Raw genomic sequence first — 15,875 nt, forward strand, 5'->3', positions numbered from 1 at the left:
TGTGCAAGCCCTCCTTGCATCTTCGATGGGCTTCACCCCGGATCACCTTCATATCAAGGCGATGGATCCGGGCTAGCGTCACGCCCGCCAAAGCGGTAGAAATAGAACTCCGTATTTTTTGAAATAACATAGCAGGTTTGCAATGAATGACGATCGCCATAGCCGATTCCGGGATGCACATTCTGACAGGGATCGCGCCGAGCATATGCCATCGACACCGCAGACCGAATCTCCGGCATACCGGCTGGCCTTTGCAGACGAAGATTTTCTCTGTCGCGAGGAGCTGCGCCCGGTTCGGTTGCAGCTTGAGCTGCTGAAACCGCAGTTGATGCTGGATGAGCATGGTATCGAAAGCACCATCGTCATGTTCGGCGGTGCACGTATCCCGGCGCCAAAAGACAAGGCGCAAGCGCGCACGCAGACGCTTCGGGACCTGTCCCATTTCTATGATGAAGCTCGCAAGTTCGCCAAGCTCATGACCGAGAAATCAATGACCACAGGTGGCAGGAAAGATGTCATCGTGACCGGCGGCGGACCTGGGGTGATGGAAGCAGGCAATCGCGGCGCAGTTGACGCCGGCGGCGCCTCTGTCGGGCTGAATATCGTGCTGCCCCATGAGCAGGCACCAAATGAATTCGTCACGCCGGAACTCTGCTTTAACTTCCACTATTTTGCAATCCGGAAGATGCATTTCCTGATGCGCGCCCGGGCCATTACCGTGTTTCCCGGCGGCTTTGGCACGCTGGACGAGATGTTCGAAAGCCTGACGCTGATCCAGACCGGCCGTATGGAACGCGTACCGTTCCTGCTGTTTGGCCGTGAGTTCTGGGAAAAAATCATCAACTGGGACGCTCTGGCGGATGCCGGAACCATCTCGGAGGAAGATCTTGACCTGTTCCGGTTCGTGGAAACCGCCGAGGAGGCGATTCACATCATCGACAATTGGGAGCCGGCACCGCCCCGTGACAGCTTGCCCGGTCGTAACGGCTGATCACCCAGGAATCCCCGTCGCGCCGCCAAGCGCGCGTGGCGGGGCCTGCCGAAGGGAACCGTCCCTTGAAAGGGATGGCTCAGGCGAATTCAGGCGGCAGAACACCCAGAGGCTTGCCGTGGGGCAGACGTGTCAGAACTTGCGCGCCTTCTATATCCTTGATCGCATAACCATAGCCACGCAGGCGAAACTTCCATTCACGCGGGCTCAACGCCTTGCCACGTTCCTCGCGAACCAGATCCAATACGGTGGGCTCAATCGGCGCAGCGGCCGCTGTATGACTTGCCATGATCTCTTTCCCTTCCATCGACTGTCTACAATCTGGAAACTGTTCTGTTGGAATGGCGGAAATGTACCCGGATTGTGGAAATTTCTGGGCAGCACCGCTATTCTTGATGCGCGCAGCAGTAAATACGCGCCGACAACGCAAGATCAGACCAGCTGGCGACGATGCAATCGATGACCGCTCCTGTTCCCCGGTCGCGACAGTTCTCAATCATCAGAATCGGTCAAATTTAATGCTATTGTTCACAATGTGAGGCTTTGGCGCCGAAACGCCATTTTTCGCAGCCCCGAGGAGCGACATCCGAGAGGGAGCCAGGGCGATCAGGTTAAGCCTCTGAATAAACAGAAATATCAAGCGCATCACAGAACTGAAACTTGGGGTACCGACCGGCCCAGTTCGTGCCCTTTCTATCTGTAGCGGCGTCGAGCGCCCCAAAAATTCCCCAAGAATCGGCCCATCAGCGCCACATTCATTGACCAGATTGACGACAACCCAAGTGGAGTTGTCGCATGCCCCGAGTTTCGGATTATTCAGCCCTTCTATACTACCTCGACGGCGACCACTTCCGTTGGAATGCCCCGGCGGATCTGGGAACGCAGGCCATCATCACCTACAGCTTTACCGAAACAGGTAGCCTCGCGGATCCGGCTGAGAGCGACCCCTATGGCGCGACCGAATATTGGGCCTTTGATGACGATCAACGCGATCTGTTTCGCGAAAGCCTGTCTCAATACGAAGATATTTCGGGGGTGCGTTTCATCGAAGTCGAAGGCCGAGGCATGATCAATGCCTTTGGCTCAACCGGTAGCACGGCGGGCGGCTGGGCCAATATTGCGATGTCCGGGGATGGCTTCACCGGTCGCGGTGACCTGACCATCGACACAGCCATCATGACCAAGGGTACCTATGGTTATGTTACGCTTTTGCATGAGGTCGGCCATGCCCTTGGCCTGCAGCATTCGCATGATGGCGGGCTGACGCTGGACCACCACGCCGACACGCCTGAAAACACGGTAATGACATACAATCACAGCCCTACATATGTAACGGAGCTGGGTTCGTTCGACATTCAGGCGATGCAGCACGTTTATGGAAGCAGCGACAGCTTCGCAGGTTGGCAGATCCTCGGCGGTGGCAGTGATCCCATTATCATCCGAAGCACAAACGCGGCGGAAACGGTGATCGGCACCGACCAGAACACCACGATCAACGCCAGAGGTGGTAATGACCATGTTCAGGGGCGCGAGGCAGATGATACCCTGCGCGGTGCCGGTGGTAGCGATACTATAATCGGGGGCTTGGGCGAAGACCGGCTGTTCGGCGGCAGTGGTGCAGATCTCTTGATAGGCGGCACCACTGATGATGCCTATTCCGGCGGTAGCGATAGCGACATCCTCCACGGCAAGCGTGGGCACGACCTGCTCCATGGCGGATCCGGCGACGATCAACTGCTGGGCGGGGTCGGGCGTGACACGCTGGTCGGCGGCGATGGCAGCGATACGCTGACCGGCGGCTCCGGTGCGGATACTTTTGTCTTTGATCAGGCAGATGCCTATGACGTCAACCGGATCACCGACTTTGGCCGTGGCGCAGATGTGATTGACGTGTCTGGCCTCTGGATCGGCAGTCTCGACCAGCTCGACATCGTCGAAGATAACGGCAGCACCACCATCTCCTATTCCAATTGGTTCGAAGTGGAATTGACCAACTACACCGACACCCTCACGGGAGCGGATTTCATATTCAGTTGAGGCAGCCGGGGACCTGCCTGGAGGTCGAGGTCAGGGGTTTAGCCCCGCCTCGGCCTCAATCTGTTTACGGCTCTTGCGCGCACGCTCGGTAGCCGATTTCAACTGACCACAGGCCGCCAGAATGTCCTCACCCCGTGGTGTACGGATCGGAGAGGCATAGCCGGCCTGATAAATGATGTTGGCAAAGGCGTGAATCCGGTTGTTTGACGAACGCGTATAGGGCGAACCTGGCCATTCATTGAACGGGATCAGATTGACCTTCGCCGGGATCCCATCAATCAGCTCAACCAGACGATGGGCGTCTTCGTCGCTGTCATTCACGCCGTTCAACATCACATATTCAAAAGTGATCCGCTCCGAATTGGTCAGGCGCGGATAGGCGCGGAGCGCGTCCAGAAGTGCTTCGATATTCCAGCGTTTGTTGATCGGTACCAGTTTGTCGCGCACCTCATCGGTGGTCGCATGAAAGGACACAGCCAGCAGGCAGCCGATTTCCTCGGCCGTGCGCGCGATTTCTGGCACCACACCGGAAGTTGACAGGGTAATGCGACGCCGCGACAGGCTGATCCCCTCGGGGTCCATCGCGATCTTCATCGCGTCGCGCACGTTGTCAAAGTTGTAGAGCGGCTCTCCCATCCCCATCAGCACGATATTCGACAGCAAGCGTGTCTCATCCTTGGGCGCACCGGGAACTGGCCATTCGTCCAGATCGTCACGCGCCATCATGATTTGGCCAACGATCTCGGCCGCCGTCAGGTTACGGACCAGTTTTTGCGTGCCGGTATGGCAGAACGAACAGGTCAGGGTGCAGCCCACCTGCGAGGAAATACACAGTGTACCGCGCCCTTCCTCAGGGATGTAGACCACCTCGACCTCATGGCCGCCAGCGATACGCACCAGATACTTGCGCGTGCCATCGGTAGAGACCTGTTTGCTCACCACCTCAGGAATCGCGATTTCAAAATGCTCGTCCAGCTGCGCGCGATAAGCCTTTGCGAGATTCGTCATCTCCGCAAAGTCGCGCTTGCCCCATTGATAGATCCACTGCCAGATCTGCCCGACCCGCATTTTGGCCTGCTTTTCCGACGTACCATGTGCGATCAGTGTTTCCCGCAACTGGTCGCGGGTCAGACCTACTAGATTGATCTTGCCGCCCTCAGGCATCTTGCGAGGCAGGGTCAGGACGTCCTGGGTGATCGGCGCATTGGCGGTCATGGCAAAAAGACTCGGTCTGTTTGGGTGGATGCGGCTCTATATAGGATTCTTGCCAAAGATCAAAAGGAATCCTCCCGATTTTCCTTCGGCACTCTCTTACCGGGCGTAATCCATCAGCGCGTCGACCCGATCCCGTGTCAGGCCAATACGACAGGATAGAACCGCGATACCGGTTCCCGAACCGCCGGCAAAGGTCTCCCCGACAAACGCGCAATGATCGTCACGGAATGTCTCCCAGGATGCCTGCCCCGCCTCCAGTGCAGGGATTGCGGCAGGTCGTCCGGTGGTATCATCAAGTTCGGCCATCGTATTGCGGGCATAATCAAACGCCTGTGAAAGAGCCATATTGGCGCGGTTTTCATCCGCCTCAAGGCAGCTGCGCAGGTCAACCTGAGAAACAGCACCGCTGCATTCCATTGCAGGATCCGCCAGAACCGGCAACGGCAATGCCAGGGCGAGTGTGACGATGTGGCGCCGCATGATGTGGAACTCCTAGGGTGTCATGACAGATGTTATCGGGCCGGGCAAAACACCTCCGACCCGTTCGACAGCTCAAAACCCGGATGCAGGCCGGGTCTCCTCGCACGTGCGCGACGCTCTGGGGGCGACCGCCGAGCGCAATCAGTTACAGCGTTTTTCGGCGTCCTCGACCGCGGCGGTAAAGCCAAGGAGCGAGAACGTGTCCTTGGTCTGTGTCCCACGTGCGGACCGGGCTGTCAGAACAGCCTGCGCGCCACGTTTCATCGCGGTGATGATCTTGGCGTCATCCGCAGCCGTTGCAGGCCAGGCCCACTCACCCTCTGTGAACAGCTCAAATTCGGTATCGCCCACTGCGAGATTCACGGTTGAGCCCGGCGCAAAGGGATAGCCGCCGGTGAAAGTCACCTGCCCCTTGTCGCCGGTTTCTGGCCGATAGAAAACGAACAGTTGGATCTTGCCACGACGCACGGCTTTCACGCGGCCGTCACGGGTGTTTACGGTCTCTTTCGGAGCGGAGACACCCCAGCATTCCTTGGGACTTTCGCCTTGAAACACGCTCCAGTCGACATTGCTCGCGACGCGATTGTCAGATTCTGCCTGCTGTGCGGATGCGCTGGTGGCCATTGCGGCCAGACACAGGCCCGCGACGCAGCGGACGAGTTTTGATGCCATTTTTCCCAACTCCAAAGACTGTCGTTACCTCAAATAAGCCAGGGTACATGCGGCGTTACCTTCGCCGTCTGGTCCCGATCCCCTCGCTTGTGTACTCATACACACTATCGTAACTATCGCCACGTGTGAAAGCCCGTTTTGGCGGGAAATTGCCAACAGGAAAGGCGTTTTGTGATGACCAAACCCGTACCGATGACTGAAGTGTGGCGCGGTCCGCTCTTGGAAAGCCTGCATCTGGGCCATGCCGTTGTCTGTAACGCCAAGGGAGAGATCGTGCGCAGCTGGGGCGATCCCGACGCGATTATTTACCCGCGCAGTTCCGCCAAGATGATCCAGGCGCTGCCTCTGATCACATCGGGCGCAGCGGCAAAATACGGGCTGACCTCTGAGCAGCTCGCCCTCGCCTGTGCTTCGCACAATGGCGCCGAGATCCACACCAGCCGCGTCAACGCCTGGCTGGATCAGCTGTCGATGACCGATCATGATTTCCGCTGTGGCCCGCAGCTGCCAGACGATATTCCGGCGCGAAACGCGCTGATCAAAACCGATACAAGCCCGTGTCAGGTTCACAATAACTGCTCCGGCAAGCATGCAGGCTTTCTGACGCTGTCCCAGCACCTGGGGGCCGGACCCGAATATGTAGAGATTGACCATCCGGTACAGCAGGCCTGCCGCAGCGCCTTTGAGCAGGTGACCGACGAATCCAGCCCTGGCTATGGCATTGACGGGTGTTCAGCGCCGAATTTCGCAACCTCCGTGAAGGGTCTGGCACGGGCGATGGCCTGGTTTGCCTCCGCCTCTGACCGTTCGGACCGCGATGCCGATGCCGCGCAGCAGCTGGTGGCCGCGATGACAGCGCATCCCGAACTGGTCGCTGGCGAAACCCGCGCCTGCACCAACCTTATGCGTGCGATGGGTGGCAAGGTCGCGATCAAAACCGGCGCTGAAGCCGTCTTCATCGCCATCCTGCCCGAACAGAAACTGGGTGTGGCGCTGAAGATCACCGACGGTGCCACCCGCGCCAGCGAATGCGCAATTGCAAGTATTCTGGTGGGGCTGGGCGTTCTGGATGCCGACCATCCGGCAACACTGAAATATCGCAACGCCCCCCTGATCAATCGCCGAGGCATCGACTGTGGTTCGATCCGGCCCTCAGCTGAAATGCAGTTCTGACCAAAGATTGCCCCGGCACGCAGAACGCGGACCGGGGCAATCAAAAGGCGTGTTCCAAGACAGCTATATGTGGTCACATTTCGATGATTTCGGCGACCTCAACAGAACCATCACCGCTGGTCACCATCGGGCAGCCATTGGCCATTTTACAGGCGGCATCTATGTCGACCGCTTCGACCACGGAATAGCCGGAGAGCGGATTGGCACCACCGTTGTCCGCGACGCCAGACTTCTGAACCGTCTTTGACATGCCGACAGGATTCCCCGGCACGACAAGCGCGTCTCCCATCCCGCCCATCCAGGTTTTCCAGGCATCCATGACCTTGGCGCCCTCTTCCGGTGTCTCCGGTGTCTTGCCGCCGTGATATGCAAAAATGAACTGTGGCATTGGGTACTCCTCCCCTGTTTAGGTCTTGGTTAAAACAGCTTCTCATTGTCGCAAGCCCGCAATCACGGGAGCTTGGACACCAGTTTTCGCAGAGACGATTCCCATCCGACCCGGTGGTTTTCGGCCATCTCCGAGCTGTCCAGATCCCGATGATCAACAATCAGCCGAGCACCCGTCTCAATAGCTTCAACGGTGAGGGTGACATGGCTTTCGTGCCCGCGCGCGCCTGCTTCGTCGTGCCACGCCCAGGTAAATCCGATCGACTGCGGCGGACGCACATGGGTGACCACACCTGAGACATGATAACGGTCTCCATCGGCATTCATCATGACCGTGGACCACGGCCCCTCCTGATGGAAATTCAGCGTATGCTCAGGCACGGTCAGCCCCTCTGGTCCCCACCATTGCAGGAGCTTCTCGGTATCGCTGATCCAGGCAAACAGCCGGTCCGGCGACACCTGGAATTCGCGTTCCAAGCGCAAATCCGTCATTCCATTTCCTCCCTTAGTGCTGCTTCCAGCCGATCGAGGCTGCTTTGCCAGAACGATTGCCGCGACAGGGTCCAGTCTGCGATCAGCTTCAGTCCCTCAGGCCGCGCTGAATACAATCGGCGTGTCCCATCGGCGCGCTGCGCCACCAATCCAGCCTCACGCAATACCTTGAGATGGCGCGAGATCGCCGGCGCAGTGATGCCCGATCCCCGCACCAGATCGCCGGCTGGCAGTTCTCCGTGTTCCATCAGCTGTTCGATGATGGCCATACGCGTGCCGTCAGAGAGGGCGGAGAATGATTTGAGTAATGGAGTCATACCCAATATTAACACATGGGTTAATTAATGGATAGGTTAAATTTTATCGCAGCAGTGTTGTGATCCGTCTTGCCGCGTTGACGCCGACGTCCAGAAGATCACAGCATGTCCCACAGCAGCCGCAGCGCCAGAACAACTGAGGTCAGAACCAGCAATGGCTTGATCATGCGAGCGCCCTGCTTCTGCGCCAACCCGGCACCGACCCGGGCACCGGCGATCTGCGCGATACCCATCGCCAATCCAACGCCCCACCATGGCGTCGCAACAAAAGCAAAGGCCAGCAGTGCTCCGGCATTGGACGCGAAATTCAGTAGTTTCGTATGTGCCGTCGCACGCAGGATGCCAAGCCCGGCCAGAGACACAAAACCAAGCATGTAGAAGCTGCCAGCACCCGGCCCCAGCAACCCGTCGTAGAAACCGCAGAGCGGCACGATGATGGCAGCAAATATCGCTGGCGACAGGCGCCGCGCCCGATCGCTGTCATCAAGCCCCTTCTTGGTGGCAAAGAACACGGCAATTCCGATCAGCAACAGCGGTAGGATCCACCGGATCCACGTCGTCGGCAGCACCGAAATCAACAGCGCGCCGCAGATTGACGCAATACCTGCAATCAGCGCAGATCCAGCCTGCCCGCGCAAATCGACGTGACCGCCGCGCGCATAGCTGAGGGCAGCGGTGGCCGCCCCGAACAATCCCTGAATCTTGTTGGTGGCAAGGGCGGTGATTGGGTTGGCCCCAGCCAAGAGCAAAACTGGCACCGTGATCAACCCGCCGCCACCGGCTATTGCATCAATGAACCCAGCCGCAAACCCTGCTGCAAGCAACAGCAGCAGGACTTCAAACCCTACCTCGAACATAATGTCAGCCTTTGAAATCGCTCAGGGCATAGCCCTGAATATAAAGAAGCGCCGTCAGGTCACCGTGGTTGATACGAATGTCGCATTCTGCGGCAACCGATGGTTTGGCATGGAGTGCTACACCTGCACCGGCGCGCCCCAACATGCCAAGATCATTCGCACCATCGCCAACCGCCATGACATCCGCCTCGGTCAATCCCAGACGCGCAGTGATCTGCTCTAGCGCGTCGACCTTGGCGGCCCGCCCTAGGATCGGCATACCGACCTCACCGCTGAGGACGCCATCCGCCACAAGCAGCGTGTTTGCCCGGTTCTCATCAAACCCCAACCGATCCGAAACGCATTCGGTAAAGGCGGTAAAACCACCAGACACCAGGGCGGCATAGGCTCCATCGGCTTTCATCGTTGCCAGCAGCGTGGGGCCGCCCGGCATCAGCGTGATACGGCGATCCAGAACCTGATCAATCACCGCGACGGGCAAACCTTTCAGCAGCGCGACACGCTCCCGCAGGGCACCGTCGAAATCCAGCTCACCGTTCATGGCCCGCGCCGTGATCTCCTTCACCTGCGCACCCACACCGGCCTCTTCGGCCAGTTCGTCAATGCACTCCTGCTGGATCATGGTGGAGTCCATATCCGCCAGCAGCATTTTCTTCCGGCGCCCCGCTGTCGGCTGGATCACCAGATCCACGCCGAGATCCTGCAGATCCGCCCAAACGTCCCAGTGATTATCCGGCCGCACCTGCAGAGAGAATTCAGCCGCAATATCCGGTGCCAGCCACTGCACATCACCTCCCCCCCAGGCATTGCGCAGCGATTCGGTTAGCGCGGGTGCAAGGCAGGGGGTTTGCGGATTGCAAAGCAGGGTGGCGACAAACATGGCAAGCTCCATCGGGCAAGGATGCGCCCGTCATACGCCCGCAAGCCATCCATCGCCAAGCCCCCGATTCCACCCTGCCCTCACAACTGTGCCGCAGGTGTCTCACATTGCCATCGCCCGCCGCCCAGCGTGCCATCTGTTTCCGAAAGGCGTCAGATTGCGTCGCTATTGATTCCGATATAGCCGCTATTTGTCATTTTCCCTGTTGCCCAGCCGGATTTCAGCCAGTAGCCCTATCAGCGGGACACCTCTCCCCAACGAGAGGCGCTTATCTGGAAGGATAGCATTATGGCTATTGAAGAACCGGCGTTGCACGCAACCGTGCACGAACCTACCGCGCGACCTGCCAATCCGCGTTTCTCCTCCGGCCCCTGTGCCAAACCCCCCGCATTTGATCTGACCAAGCTTGCTGGCGCTCCTCTGGGACGCAGCCACCGTGCCGCTGTCGGCAAGGACAAGCTGCTGGCCGCGATCGAAGGCACGCGCGAAATTCTCGGCGTACCGGCGGATTATAAGATCGGGATCGTTCCTGCTTCTGACACCGGTGCGGTCGAGATGGCAATGTGGAACCTGCTGGGTGCCCGCGGAACCGAAATGCTGGCCTGGGAGAGCTTTGGCGCAGGATGGGTGACCGATGTGGTGAAACAGCTGAAGCTGGACGCCACCGTCAAGACCGCTGACTATGGTGAGCTGGTTGATCTGGCCACAGTCGATTTCACCAAGGACGTCGTTTTCACCTGGAATGGCACCACCTCCGGTGTGCGCGTACCAAACGGCGACTGGATCCCCGCTGATCGCGAGGGCCTCACAATCTGTGACGCCACCTCCGCCGCCTTCGCGCAGGATCTGCCTTGGGACAAACTGGATGTGACAACCTTCTCCTGGCAGAAGGTGCTGGGCGGCGAAGCGGCGCACGGCATGATCATCCTCAGCCCCCGCGCGGTTGAACGACTGGAAAGCTACACTCCCGCCTGGCCTCTGCCGAAGATTTTCCGCCTGACCAAGGGCGGCAAGCTGATTGACGGTATTTTCAAAGGCGCGACCATCAACACTCCCTCGATGCTCGCCGTTGAGGATTATCTTCTCGCGCTAGACTGGGCGCGGTCCGTCGGCGGCCTTGACGGGCTAAAGGCCCGCGCAAACGCCAATGCACAGGCAATCTTCAATTTCTGCGCCGCCAAGCCATGGCTTGCGAATCTGGCAGCCGACCCTGCCACCCGCTCCAATACATCGGTTTGCCTGAAGTTCACCGATGCGCGCATTGCAGATGGTGCTGCCTTCGCCAAGGCTGTTGCCAAACGTCTCGAAGCCGAAGATGTCGCCTTGGACATAGGCGCCTATCGGGATGCCCCTGCCGGTCTGCGCATCTGGTGCGGCGGCACCGTCGAAACCTCTGATATCGAGGCCATGCTGCCCTGGCTTGAATGGGCGTTTGAGGCTGAAATCGCGGCTCAATCCGCCGCAGCCTGACCCCCAAGCGCCTGCCCCGCACCAGCTGGGCAGGCATCAGACGACTTGCCGCCGACACAGGCGTTTCACCCAGACATTCGGCCCGACCGGCCCCCGCATGAAGGACCCCACTCATGGCTCCCAAAGTTCTCATCTCCGACAAACTCTCTGAAGCTGCCGTTCAGATCTTTCGTGATCGCGGCATCGATGTTGATTTTCAGCCGGACCTTGGCAAAGACAAGGACAAGCTGGCCGCGATCATCGGCGATTACGACGGTCTCGCGATCCGCTCCGCGACGAAAGTCACCCAGAAAATCCTCGACAATGCCACCAATCTCAAGGTGATCGCACGCGCTGGCATCGGGACGGACAATATTGACAAGGATGCCGCCTCTCAGAAGGGCGTGATCGTGATGAACACGCCCTTTGGCAACATGATCACCACCGCGGAGCACGCCATCGCAATGATGTTCGCCGTCGCCCGGCAGATCCCCGAGGCCTCGGCCTCCACGCATGCCGGCAAATGGGAAAAATCCAAATTCATGGGCGTTGAGCTGACCAACAAGACCCTCGGCGTGATCGGGGCCGGCAACATCGGCGGTATCGTCTGCGACCGCGCCCGCGGCCTGAAGATGAAAGTGGTCGCCTATGATCCGTTTCTCAGCCAGGAGAAAGCTGACAAGATGGGTGTTGAGAAGGTTGACCTGGACGAGCTGCTCGCCCGCGCCGATTTCATCACCCTGCACGTGCCGCTGACCGACCAGACCCGGAATATCCTGTCCAAGGAGAACCTGGCCAAAACCAAGAAAGGCGTGCGTATCATCAACTGCGCCCGTGGCGGTCTGGTGGATGAAGCGGCGCTGGCGGAGCTGCTGACCTCAGGCCATGTCGCCGGTGCTGCTTTTGATGTCTTCTCCGAAGAACCGGCCATGACCAACCCGTTGTTTGGCCTGCCAAATGTAGTCTGTACCCCCCATCTCGGTGCAGCCACCAGCGAAGCCCAGGAAAACGTTGCCCTTCAGGTTGCCGAACAGATGTCGAATTACCTGCTCGACGGCGCGGTTGAGAACGCATTGAACATGCCTTCGATGACCGCCAAGGAGGCGCGCGTGATGGGCCCATGGGTCGCGCTTTCCGGGCATCTCGGTGGCTTCATCGGTCAGATGACGGATGAACCCATTCAGGCCATCAACATCCTCTATGATGGCGTGGCCGCCGAAATGAACCTAGCGGCACTGAACTGCTCGGTGGTCGCGGGCATCATGAAGAAGCTCAATCCCGATGTGAACATGGTCTCCGCGCCCGTGGTGGCCCGCGAACGTGGCATTCAGATTTCCACCACCAATCAGGACAAATCCGGCGCCTTCGACGGCTATATCAAGGTCACGGTTGTGACCAGCAAGCGTGAGCGTTCGGTGGCCGGGACGGTGTTCTCGGATGGCAAACCTCGTTTCATCCAGATCAAGGGCATCAATATCGACGCAGAGGTGGGCGCGCATATGCTCTATACCACCAACGAGGATGTGCCCGGGATCATCGGTACCCTCGGTCGCATTCTGGGCGATATGGGCGTGAATATCGCCAACTTCACGCTTGGCCGTTCGCAGGCCGGCGGTGAGGCGATCGCACTGCTCTACGTTGATGAACCGGTACCGGCTGCGGCTCGCGCGGCCTTGGCGGAAACCGAGTTTTTCAACCAGATCAAGCCGCTGCAGTTTGATGTCAGCTGATCCCTAGCCTATCAGAGATTTCAATGAATGCGCCGCCGAGCTATGAAGGCGGCGCATTTCTCGTTTGGCACCATGAATATCCCGCAGGAGAGTCCCATGACCGCCCCAATATATGCAATCGGCGATATCCACGGCCAGCTTGGGATGCTGGAAGAGGCTCTGGACCTGATCGAGGCAGATGGCGGGCGCGATGCGTCGGTGGTCTTCCTGGGCGACTTCATTGATCGCGGCCCCGACAGCCGGGGGGTGATCGATCACCTGATCACCGGGCAAAAGGACGGTCGCAACTGGATAACCCTATTGGGCAATCACGACCGCATGTTCGCCTGGTTCATGGAGGATACGCCGCGCCACGACCCGCATATGCTGGTGGGCTATCACTGGTTGCACGACCGTATCGGTGGTCTCGAAACGCTCGAAAGCTACGGAGTGACCTTCCCAGAGCGAACCCGTCTTGCCGACGTCCATGCCGAGGCGAGAGCCGCGGTCCCCGACAGCCATGTCGCCTTTCTGAAACGTTTGACGACCATGCATCAAACCAGCGATCTCGCTTTCGTCCACGCAGGAATCCGGCCTGGCGTTGCGCTGGAAAACCAGATCGAAAATGATCTGGTCTGGATACGCCAGTCCTTTCATCAGGAACGCGCCCCCCACCCCAAGCTTATCGTTCACGGTCACACTCCGGTGGAGCGCGCTACACATTATGGCAATCGCGTGAACCTCGACAGCGGCGCCGGTTTCGGCAAACCGCTCAGCACAGCCGTTTTCGAATCCGGCCTGGTCTGGTTGCTCACCAGCAAAGGCCGACAGGCCCTCACCCCATAAGCCCATCTTCTGGCTTCAAATATCCTGGGGGTGAGCGCCAGGGGCGCGAGGGGGCAAAGCCCCCTCTTCCCGACATCACGTCCAGTCCAGCACCACCTTGCCGCTGGAGCCGGATTTCATTGCCGCAAAGCCGTCGGCGAAATCATCGACGCCGAACCGGTGGGTGATGACCCGGCTCACATCCAGCCCGTTCTGTAGCATTGCGATCATCTTGTACCAGGTCTCGAACATCTCGCGCCCGTAGACGCCTTTGATGGTGATCGCCTTGAACACGATCCGTGACCAGTCGACCGGCGATTTGCCCGGCGGAATGCCCAGGAGTGCAATCTTGCCGCCCATTACCAGCGCCTCCACCATTTGGTCGAGTGCCGCCTGGCTGCCGGACATCTCCAGCCCAACGTCGAACCCCTGTTTCAACCCCAGCTCCCGCACCACGTCGTGCAGGTCTTCCTGTGCCACGTTCACCGCGCGCACGGTCGGCACCACATGTTCTGCCAGCGCCAGCCGGTCCGGGTTGATATCGGTGATCACCACATGCCGCGCGCCGGCATGTTTCGCCACCGCCGCCGCCATGATGCCGATGGGGCCCGCACCGGTAATCAGCACATCCTCCCCCAAGAGGTCAAAGCTCAGCGCGGTATGCACCGCATTCCCGAGCGGATCGAGAATGGCGCCGATCTCATCCGGGATGCCCTCCGGCAGCGGCACCACGTTAAAGGCCGGCAGCTTCAGATACTGCGCAAAGGCCCCCTGCTCGTTCACTCCGATGCCGCGGGTGCCCGGGTCCAGGTGAAACTTGCCGGCCCGGCTCTGGCGCGAGTCGGTCTTGATCAGATGTCCCTCGCCGGAGCAGCGCTGCCCCACCGTCAGATCGGTGACATTGCGGCCGATCTCGACAATCTCGCCCGCGAACTCATGGCCGGTGATCATCGGCACCGGCACGGTGTGCGCGGCCCATTCATCCCAGTTCCAGATGTGGATGTCGGTGCCGCAGATGCCGGTCTTCTTCACCTTGATCAGCACCTCGTCCGGGCCGATCTCGGGCACCGGCGCCTGCACCATCCACAGACCCTCCTGCGGATGGCTCTTTTCCAGCGCCTTCATCGTGTTCGGACGGCTCATGACAGGATCCCCAATTCCTTGCCCACCTTGCCAAAGGCGGCCAATGCACGGTCCAGCTCATCCCGTGTCAGCGCCGCATTCATCTGAGTGCGGATCCGCGCCTGGCCGCGCGGCACCACAGGGAAGAAGAAGCCGGAGACATAGACGCCCTCGTCAAACAGCCTTGCCGCCATGTCCTGCGCCAGCTGCGCCTCGCCCAGCATCACCGGGATGATCGGATGCTCACCCGGCAGCAGGTCAAAGCCCAGTTTCTCCAGCCCCGCGCGCCAGTATTTCGCATTCTCGAACAGCTGCGCCCGCAGCCCGTCCCCTTCCTCCACCAGCCGGATCGCTTCCAGCCCGGCAGCAACAATTGATGGCGGCAGCGAATTGGAGAACAGATAGGGCCGCGCCCGCTGCCGCAGCAGGTCGATCACTGGCTGCGGCCCGGCGATGTAACCGCCGATGGCCCCCCCAAGTGCTTTGCCCAATGTCCCGGTGACGATATCCACGTCCACTCCGAAATGCTCCGGCGTGCCGGCGCCTGTTGCGCCCATAAAGCCGGTGGCATGGCAGTCATCGACCATCACGATGGCATCGTATTTGTTCGCCAGCGCCCGGATCTCCGGCAGCTTCGCCAGATAACCGTCCATTGAGAACACGCCGTCGGTGGCGATCATGATATGCCGCGCGCCGTCCTCCCGGGCCTGTTTCAGCCAGGCCTCCAGATCGTTCATATCGCTGTTCAGGTAGCGGTAGCGCTTGGCCTTGCACAGCCGGATACCGTCGATGATCGAGGCATGGTTCAGGCTGTCGGAAATGATCGCATCCTCCGGCCCCAAGAGCGGCTCGAACAGCCCGCCATTGGCGTCGAAACAGGCAGCAAACAGGATTGCATCATCTTTCCCGAGGAACTTCGCAAGCCGCTGCTCCAGCTCCCGGTGAATGTCCTGGGTGCCGCAGATGAAGCGGACAGAAGCCATGCCGAACCCTTTGTCATCCATTGCGCCGCGCGCAGCAGCGATGAGGTCGGGGTGATCTGCAAGGCCAAGGTAATTGTTGGCACACAGGTTGATGACCGCCGCATCCCCAACCCTGATCTCGCCCCCCTGAGGGGAGGTGATCATTCGTTCCCGCTTGTAAAGACCATCAGCTTTGATCTCTTCCAGGGTCTTGGAGATGTCGGTCAGAAAATCAGTAGACATGCGGAAACTCCTTCTCGTTCGAGTCGGAGTTCTAGCATAGCGGAAAAATTTCCGGAATAGGGGA

Annotated in this window: 17 protein-coding genes; 6 read left to right on the forward strand and 11 right to left on the reverse strand. The window is 59.4% G+C overall.

The features are described 5' to 3' along the window. The first annotated feature begins 142 nt into the window (after positions 1–142). Complete coding sequence (locus VWZ87_RS13180) at positions 143–991, forward strand: LOG family protein (protein ID WP_340547209.1); 849 nt, start codon at positions 143–145, stop codon at positions 989–991. A 79-nt stretch (positions 992–1,070) separates the two neighbouring features. Here VWZ87_RS13180 and VWZ87_RS13185 read toward each other — a convergent pair whose 3' ends face one another. After that, positions 1,071–1,280: a hypothetical protein gene (locus VWZ87_RS13185; protein WP_340547208.1), complete on the reverse strand. Its 210-nt coding sequence runs from the start codon at positions 1,278–1,280 to the stop codon at positions 1,071–1,073. Between the two features lie 506 nt (positions 1,281–1,786). Here VWZ87_RS13185 and VWZ87_RS13190 point away from each other — a divergent pair. Continuing rightward, a complete protein-coding gene (locus tag VWZ87_RS13190; protein WP_340547207.1) occupies positions 1,787–3,028 on the forward strand; it encodes a metallopeptidase in 1,242 nt (413 codons plus the stop codon). A 30-nt stretch (positions 3,029–3,058) separates the two neighbouring features. Here VWZ87_RS13190 and rlmN read toward each other — a convergent pair whose 3' ends face one another. The 3 genes from rlmN to VWZ87_RS13205 all read right to left on the reverse strand — a co-directional run bounded on the left by rlmN (position 3,059) and on the right by VWZ87_RS13205 (position 5,395). Next, positions 3,059–4,243 carry a 23S rRNA (adenine(2503)-C(2))-methyltransferase RlmN gene (rlmN, locus tag VWZ87_RS13195; protein WP_416534299.1) on the reverse strand — a complete coding sequence of 395 codons (1,185 nt, stop codon included), beginning with the start codon at positions 4,241–4,243 and terminating at the stop codon, positions 3,059–3,061. A gap of 96 nt (positions 4,244–4,339) precedes the next feature. Further along, positions 4,340–4,723 (reverse strand): lysozyme inhibitor LprI family protein, encoded by a 384-nt coding sequence (locus tag VWZ87_RS13200; protein WP_416534300.1) that lies wholly within the window; start codon positions 4,721–4,723, stop codon positions 4,340–4,342. A 141-nt stretch (positions 4,724–4,864) separates the two neighbouring features. Next, entirely contained in the window at positions 4,865–5,395 is a 531-nt protein-coding gene (locus VWZ87_RS13205; RefSeq protein ID WP_340547204.1) for an invasion associated locus B family protein, read from the reverse strand. Between the two features lie 174 nt (positions 5,396–5,569). On the opposite strand from VWZ87_RS13205, the gene VWZ87_RS13210 reads away from it, so the two are divergent. Beyond that, positions 5,570–6,568, forward strand: a complete 999-nt coding sequence (locus tag VWZ87_RS13210; protein ID WP_416534301.1) for an asparaginase — start codon at positions 5,570–5,572, stop codon at positions 6,566–6,568. Positions 6,569–6,641: 73 nt separating this feature from the next. On the opposite strand, the gene VWZ87_RS13215 is transcribed toward VWZ87_RS13210, so the two are convergent. The 5 genes from VWZ87_RS13215 to serB form a co-directional block, all read right to left on the reverse strand. Next, complete coding sequence (locus tag VWZ87_RS13215) at positions 6,642–6,956, reverse strand: hypothetical protein (RefSeq protein ID WP_340547202.1); 315 nt, start codon at positions 6,954–6,956, stop codon at positions 6,642–6,644. Positions 6,957–7,018: 62 nt separating this feature from the next. Further along, the gene (locus VWZ87_RS13220) at positions 7,019–7,447 is read right to left on the reverse strand and encodes an SRPBCC family protein (protein ID WP_416534302.1); all 429 of its coding nucleotides are present in this window, start codon (positions 7,445–7,447) and stop codon (positions 7,019–7,021) included. Next, entirely contained in the window at positions 7,444–7,764 is a 321-nt protein-coding gene (locus VWZ87_RS13225) for an ArsR/SmtB family transcription factor (protein WP_340547200.1), read from the reverse strand. Before VWZ87_RS13225 ends, VWZ87_RS13220 begins: the two co-directional genes overlap by 4 nt. Positions 7,765–7,862: 98 nt before the next feature. Then, the gene (locus tag VWZ87_RS13230; protein ID WP_416534303.1) at positions 7,863–8,621 is read right to left on the reverse strand and encodes a TSUP family transporter; all 759 of its coding nucleotides are present in this window, start codon (positions 8,619–8,621) and stop codon (positions 7,863–7,865) included. 4 nt (positions 8,622–8,625) lie between these two features. Beyond that, positions 8,626–9,501, reverse strand: coding sequence for a phosphoserine phosphatase SerB (gene serB / locus VWZ87_RS13235; RefSeq protein WP_340547198.1), 876 nt, complete (start codon positions 9,499–9,501; stop codon positions 8,626–8,628). A 288-nt stretch (positions 9,502–9,789) separates the two neighbouring features. On the opposite strand from serB, the gene VWZ87_RS13240 reads away from it, so the two are divergent. The 3 genes from VWZ87_RS13240 to VWZ87_RS13250 all read left to right on the forward strand — a co-directional run bounded on the left by VWZ87_RS13240 (position 9,790) and on the right by VWZ87_RS13250 (position 13,505). Next, positions 9,790–10,971, forward strand: a complete 1,182-nt coding sequence (locus VWZ87_RS13240) for a phosphoserine transaminase (protein ID WP_416534304.1) — start codon at positions 9,790–9,792, stop codon at positions 10,969–10,971. Positions 10,972–11,084: 113 nt separating this feature from the next. After that, positions 11,085–12,680, forward strand: coding sequence for a phosphoglycerate dehydrogenase (gene serA / locus VWZ87_RS13245; RefSeq protein WP_416534305.1), 1,596 nt, complete (start codon positions 11,085–11,087; stop codon positions 12,678–12,680). Positions 12,681–12,776: 96 nt separating this feature from the next. Beyond that, entirely contained in the window at positions 12,777–13,505 is a 729-nt protein-coding gene (locus VWZ87_RS13250) for a metallophosphoesterase family protein (RefSeq protein ID WP_416534306.1), read from the forward strand. 75 nt (positions 13,506–13,580) lie between these two features. Here the strand turns inward: VWZ87_RS13250 and tdh are convergent, their stop codons facing one another. Continuing rightward, a complete protein-coding gene (gene tdh / locus VWZ87_RS13255) occupies positions 13,581–14,609 on the reverse strand; it encodes an L-threonine 3-dehydrogenase (protein WP_416534500.1) in 1,029 nt (342 codons plus the stop codon). Positions 14,610–14,623: 14 nt separating this feature from the next. Continuing rightward, complete coding sequence (locus VWZ87_RS13260; RefSeq protein WP_416534307.1) at positions 14,624–15,811, reverse strand: glycine C-acetyltransferase; 1,188 nt, start codon at positions 15,809–15,811, stop codon at positions 14,624–14,626. Positions 15,812–15,875: the final 64 nt, after the last annotated feature.

The organism is Phaeobacter sp. JH20_37 (assembly GCF_048056015.1).
Taxonomy (GTDB): Bacteria; Pseudomonadota; Alphaproteobacteria; order Rhodobacterales; family Rhodobacteraceae; genus Phaeobacter; species Phaeobacter bryozoorum.

What these genes read in the sequence shown, in the direction of transcription:
- VWZ87_RS13230 (WP_416534303.1), bottom strand. Translation starts at nt 8,621, where the DNA reads ATGTTCGAGGTAGGGTTTGAAGTCCTGCTGCTGTTGCTTGCAGCAGGG.
- VWZ87_RS13250 (WP_416534306.1), top strand. Translation starts at nt 12,777, where the DNA reads ATGACCGCCCCAATATATGCAATCGGCGATATCCACGGCCAGCTTGGG.
- VWZ87_RS13185 (WP_340547208.1), bottom strand. Translation starts at nt 1,280, where the DNA reads ATGGCAAGTCATACAGCGGCCGCTGCGCCGATTGAGCCCACCGTATTG.
- tdh (WP_416534500.1), bottom strand. Translation starts at nt 14,609, where the DNA reads ATGAAGGCGCTGGAAAAGAGCCATCCGCAGGAGGGTCTGTGGATGGTG.
- VWZ87_RS13215 (WP_340547202.1), bottom strand. Translation starts at nt 6,956, where the DNA reads ATGCCACAGTTCATTTTTGCATATCACGGCGGCAAGACACCGGAGACA.
- rlmN (WP_416534299.1), bottom strand. Translation starts at nt 4,243, where the DNA reads ATGACCGCCAATGCGCCGATCACCCAGGACGTCCTGACCCTGCCTCGC.
- VWZ87_RS13210 (WP_416534301.1), top strand. Translation starts at nt 5,570, where the DNA reads ATGACCAAACCCGTACCGATGACTGAAGTGTGGCGCGGTCCGCTCTTG.
- VWZ87_RS13225 (WP_340547200.1), bottom strand. Translation starts at nt 7,764, where the DNA reads ATGACTCCATTACTCAAATCATTCTCCGCCCTCTCTGACGGCACGCGT.
- VWZ87_RS13200 (WP_416534300.1), bottom strand. Translation starts at nt 4,723, where the DNA reads ATGCGGCGCCACATCGTCACACTCGCCCTGGCATTGCCGTTGCCGGTT.
- serA (WP_416534305.1), top strand. Translation starts at nt 11,085, where the DNA reads ATGGCTCCCAAAGTTCTCATCTCCGACAAACTCTCTGAAGCTGCCGTT.
- VWZ87_RS13180 (WP_340547209.1), top strand. Translation starts at nt 143, where the DNA reads ATGAATGACGATCGCCATAGCCGATTCCGGGATGCACATTCTGACAGG.
- VWZ87_RS13190 (WP_340547207.1), top strand. Translation starts at nt 1,787, where the DNA reads ATGCCCCGAGTTTCGGATTATTCAGCCCTTCTATACTACCTCGACGGC.
- serB (WP_340547198.1), bottom strand. Translation starts at nt 9,501, where the DNA reads ATGTTTGTCGCCACCCTGCTTTGCAATCCGCAAACCCCCTGCCTTGCA.
- VWZ87_RS13240 (WP_416534304.1), top strand. Translation starts at nt 9,790, where the DNA reads ATGGCTATTGAAGAACCGGCGTTGCACGCAACCGTGCACGAACCTACC.
- VWZ87_RS13220 (WP_416534302.1), bottom strand. Translation starts at nt 7,447, where the DNA reads ATGACGGATTTGCGCTTGGAACGCGAATTCCAGGTGTCGCCGGACCGG.
- VWZ87_RS13205 (WP_340547204.1), bottom strand. Translation starts at nt 5,395, where the DNA reads ATGGCATCAAAACTCGTCCGCTGCGTCGCGGGCCTGTGTCTGGCCGCA.
- VWZ87_RS13260 (WP_416534307.1), bottom strand. Translation starts at nt 15,811, where the DNA reads ATGTCTACTGATTTTCTGACCGACATCTCCAAGACCCTGGAAGAGATC.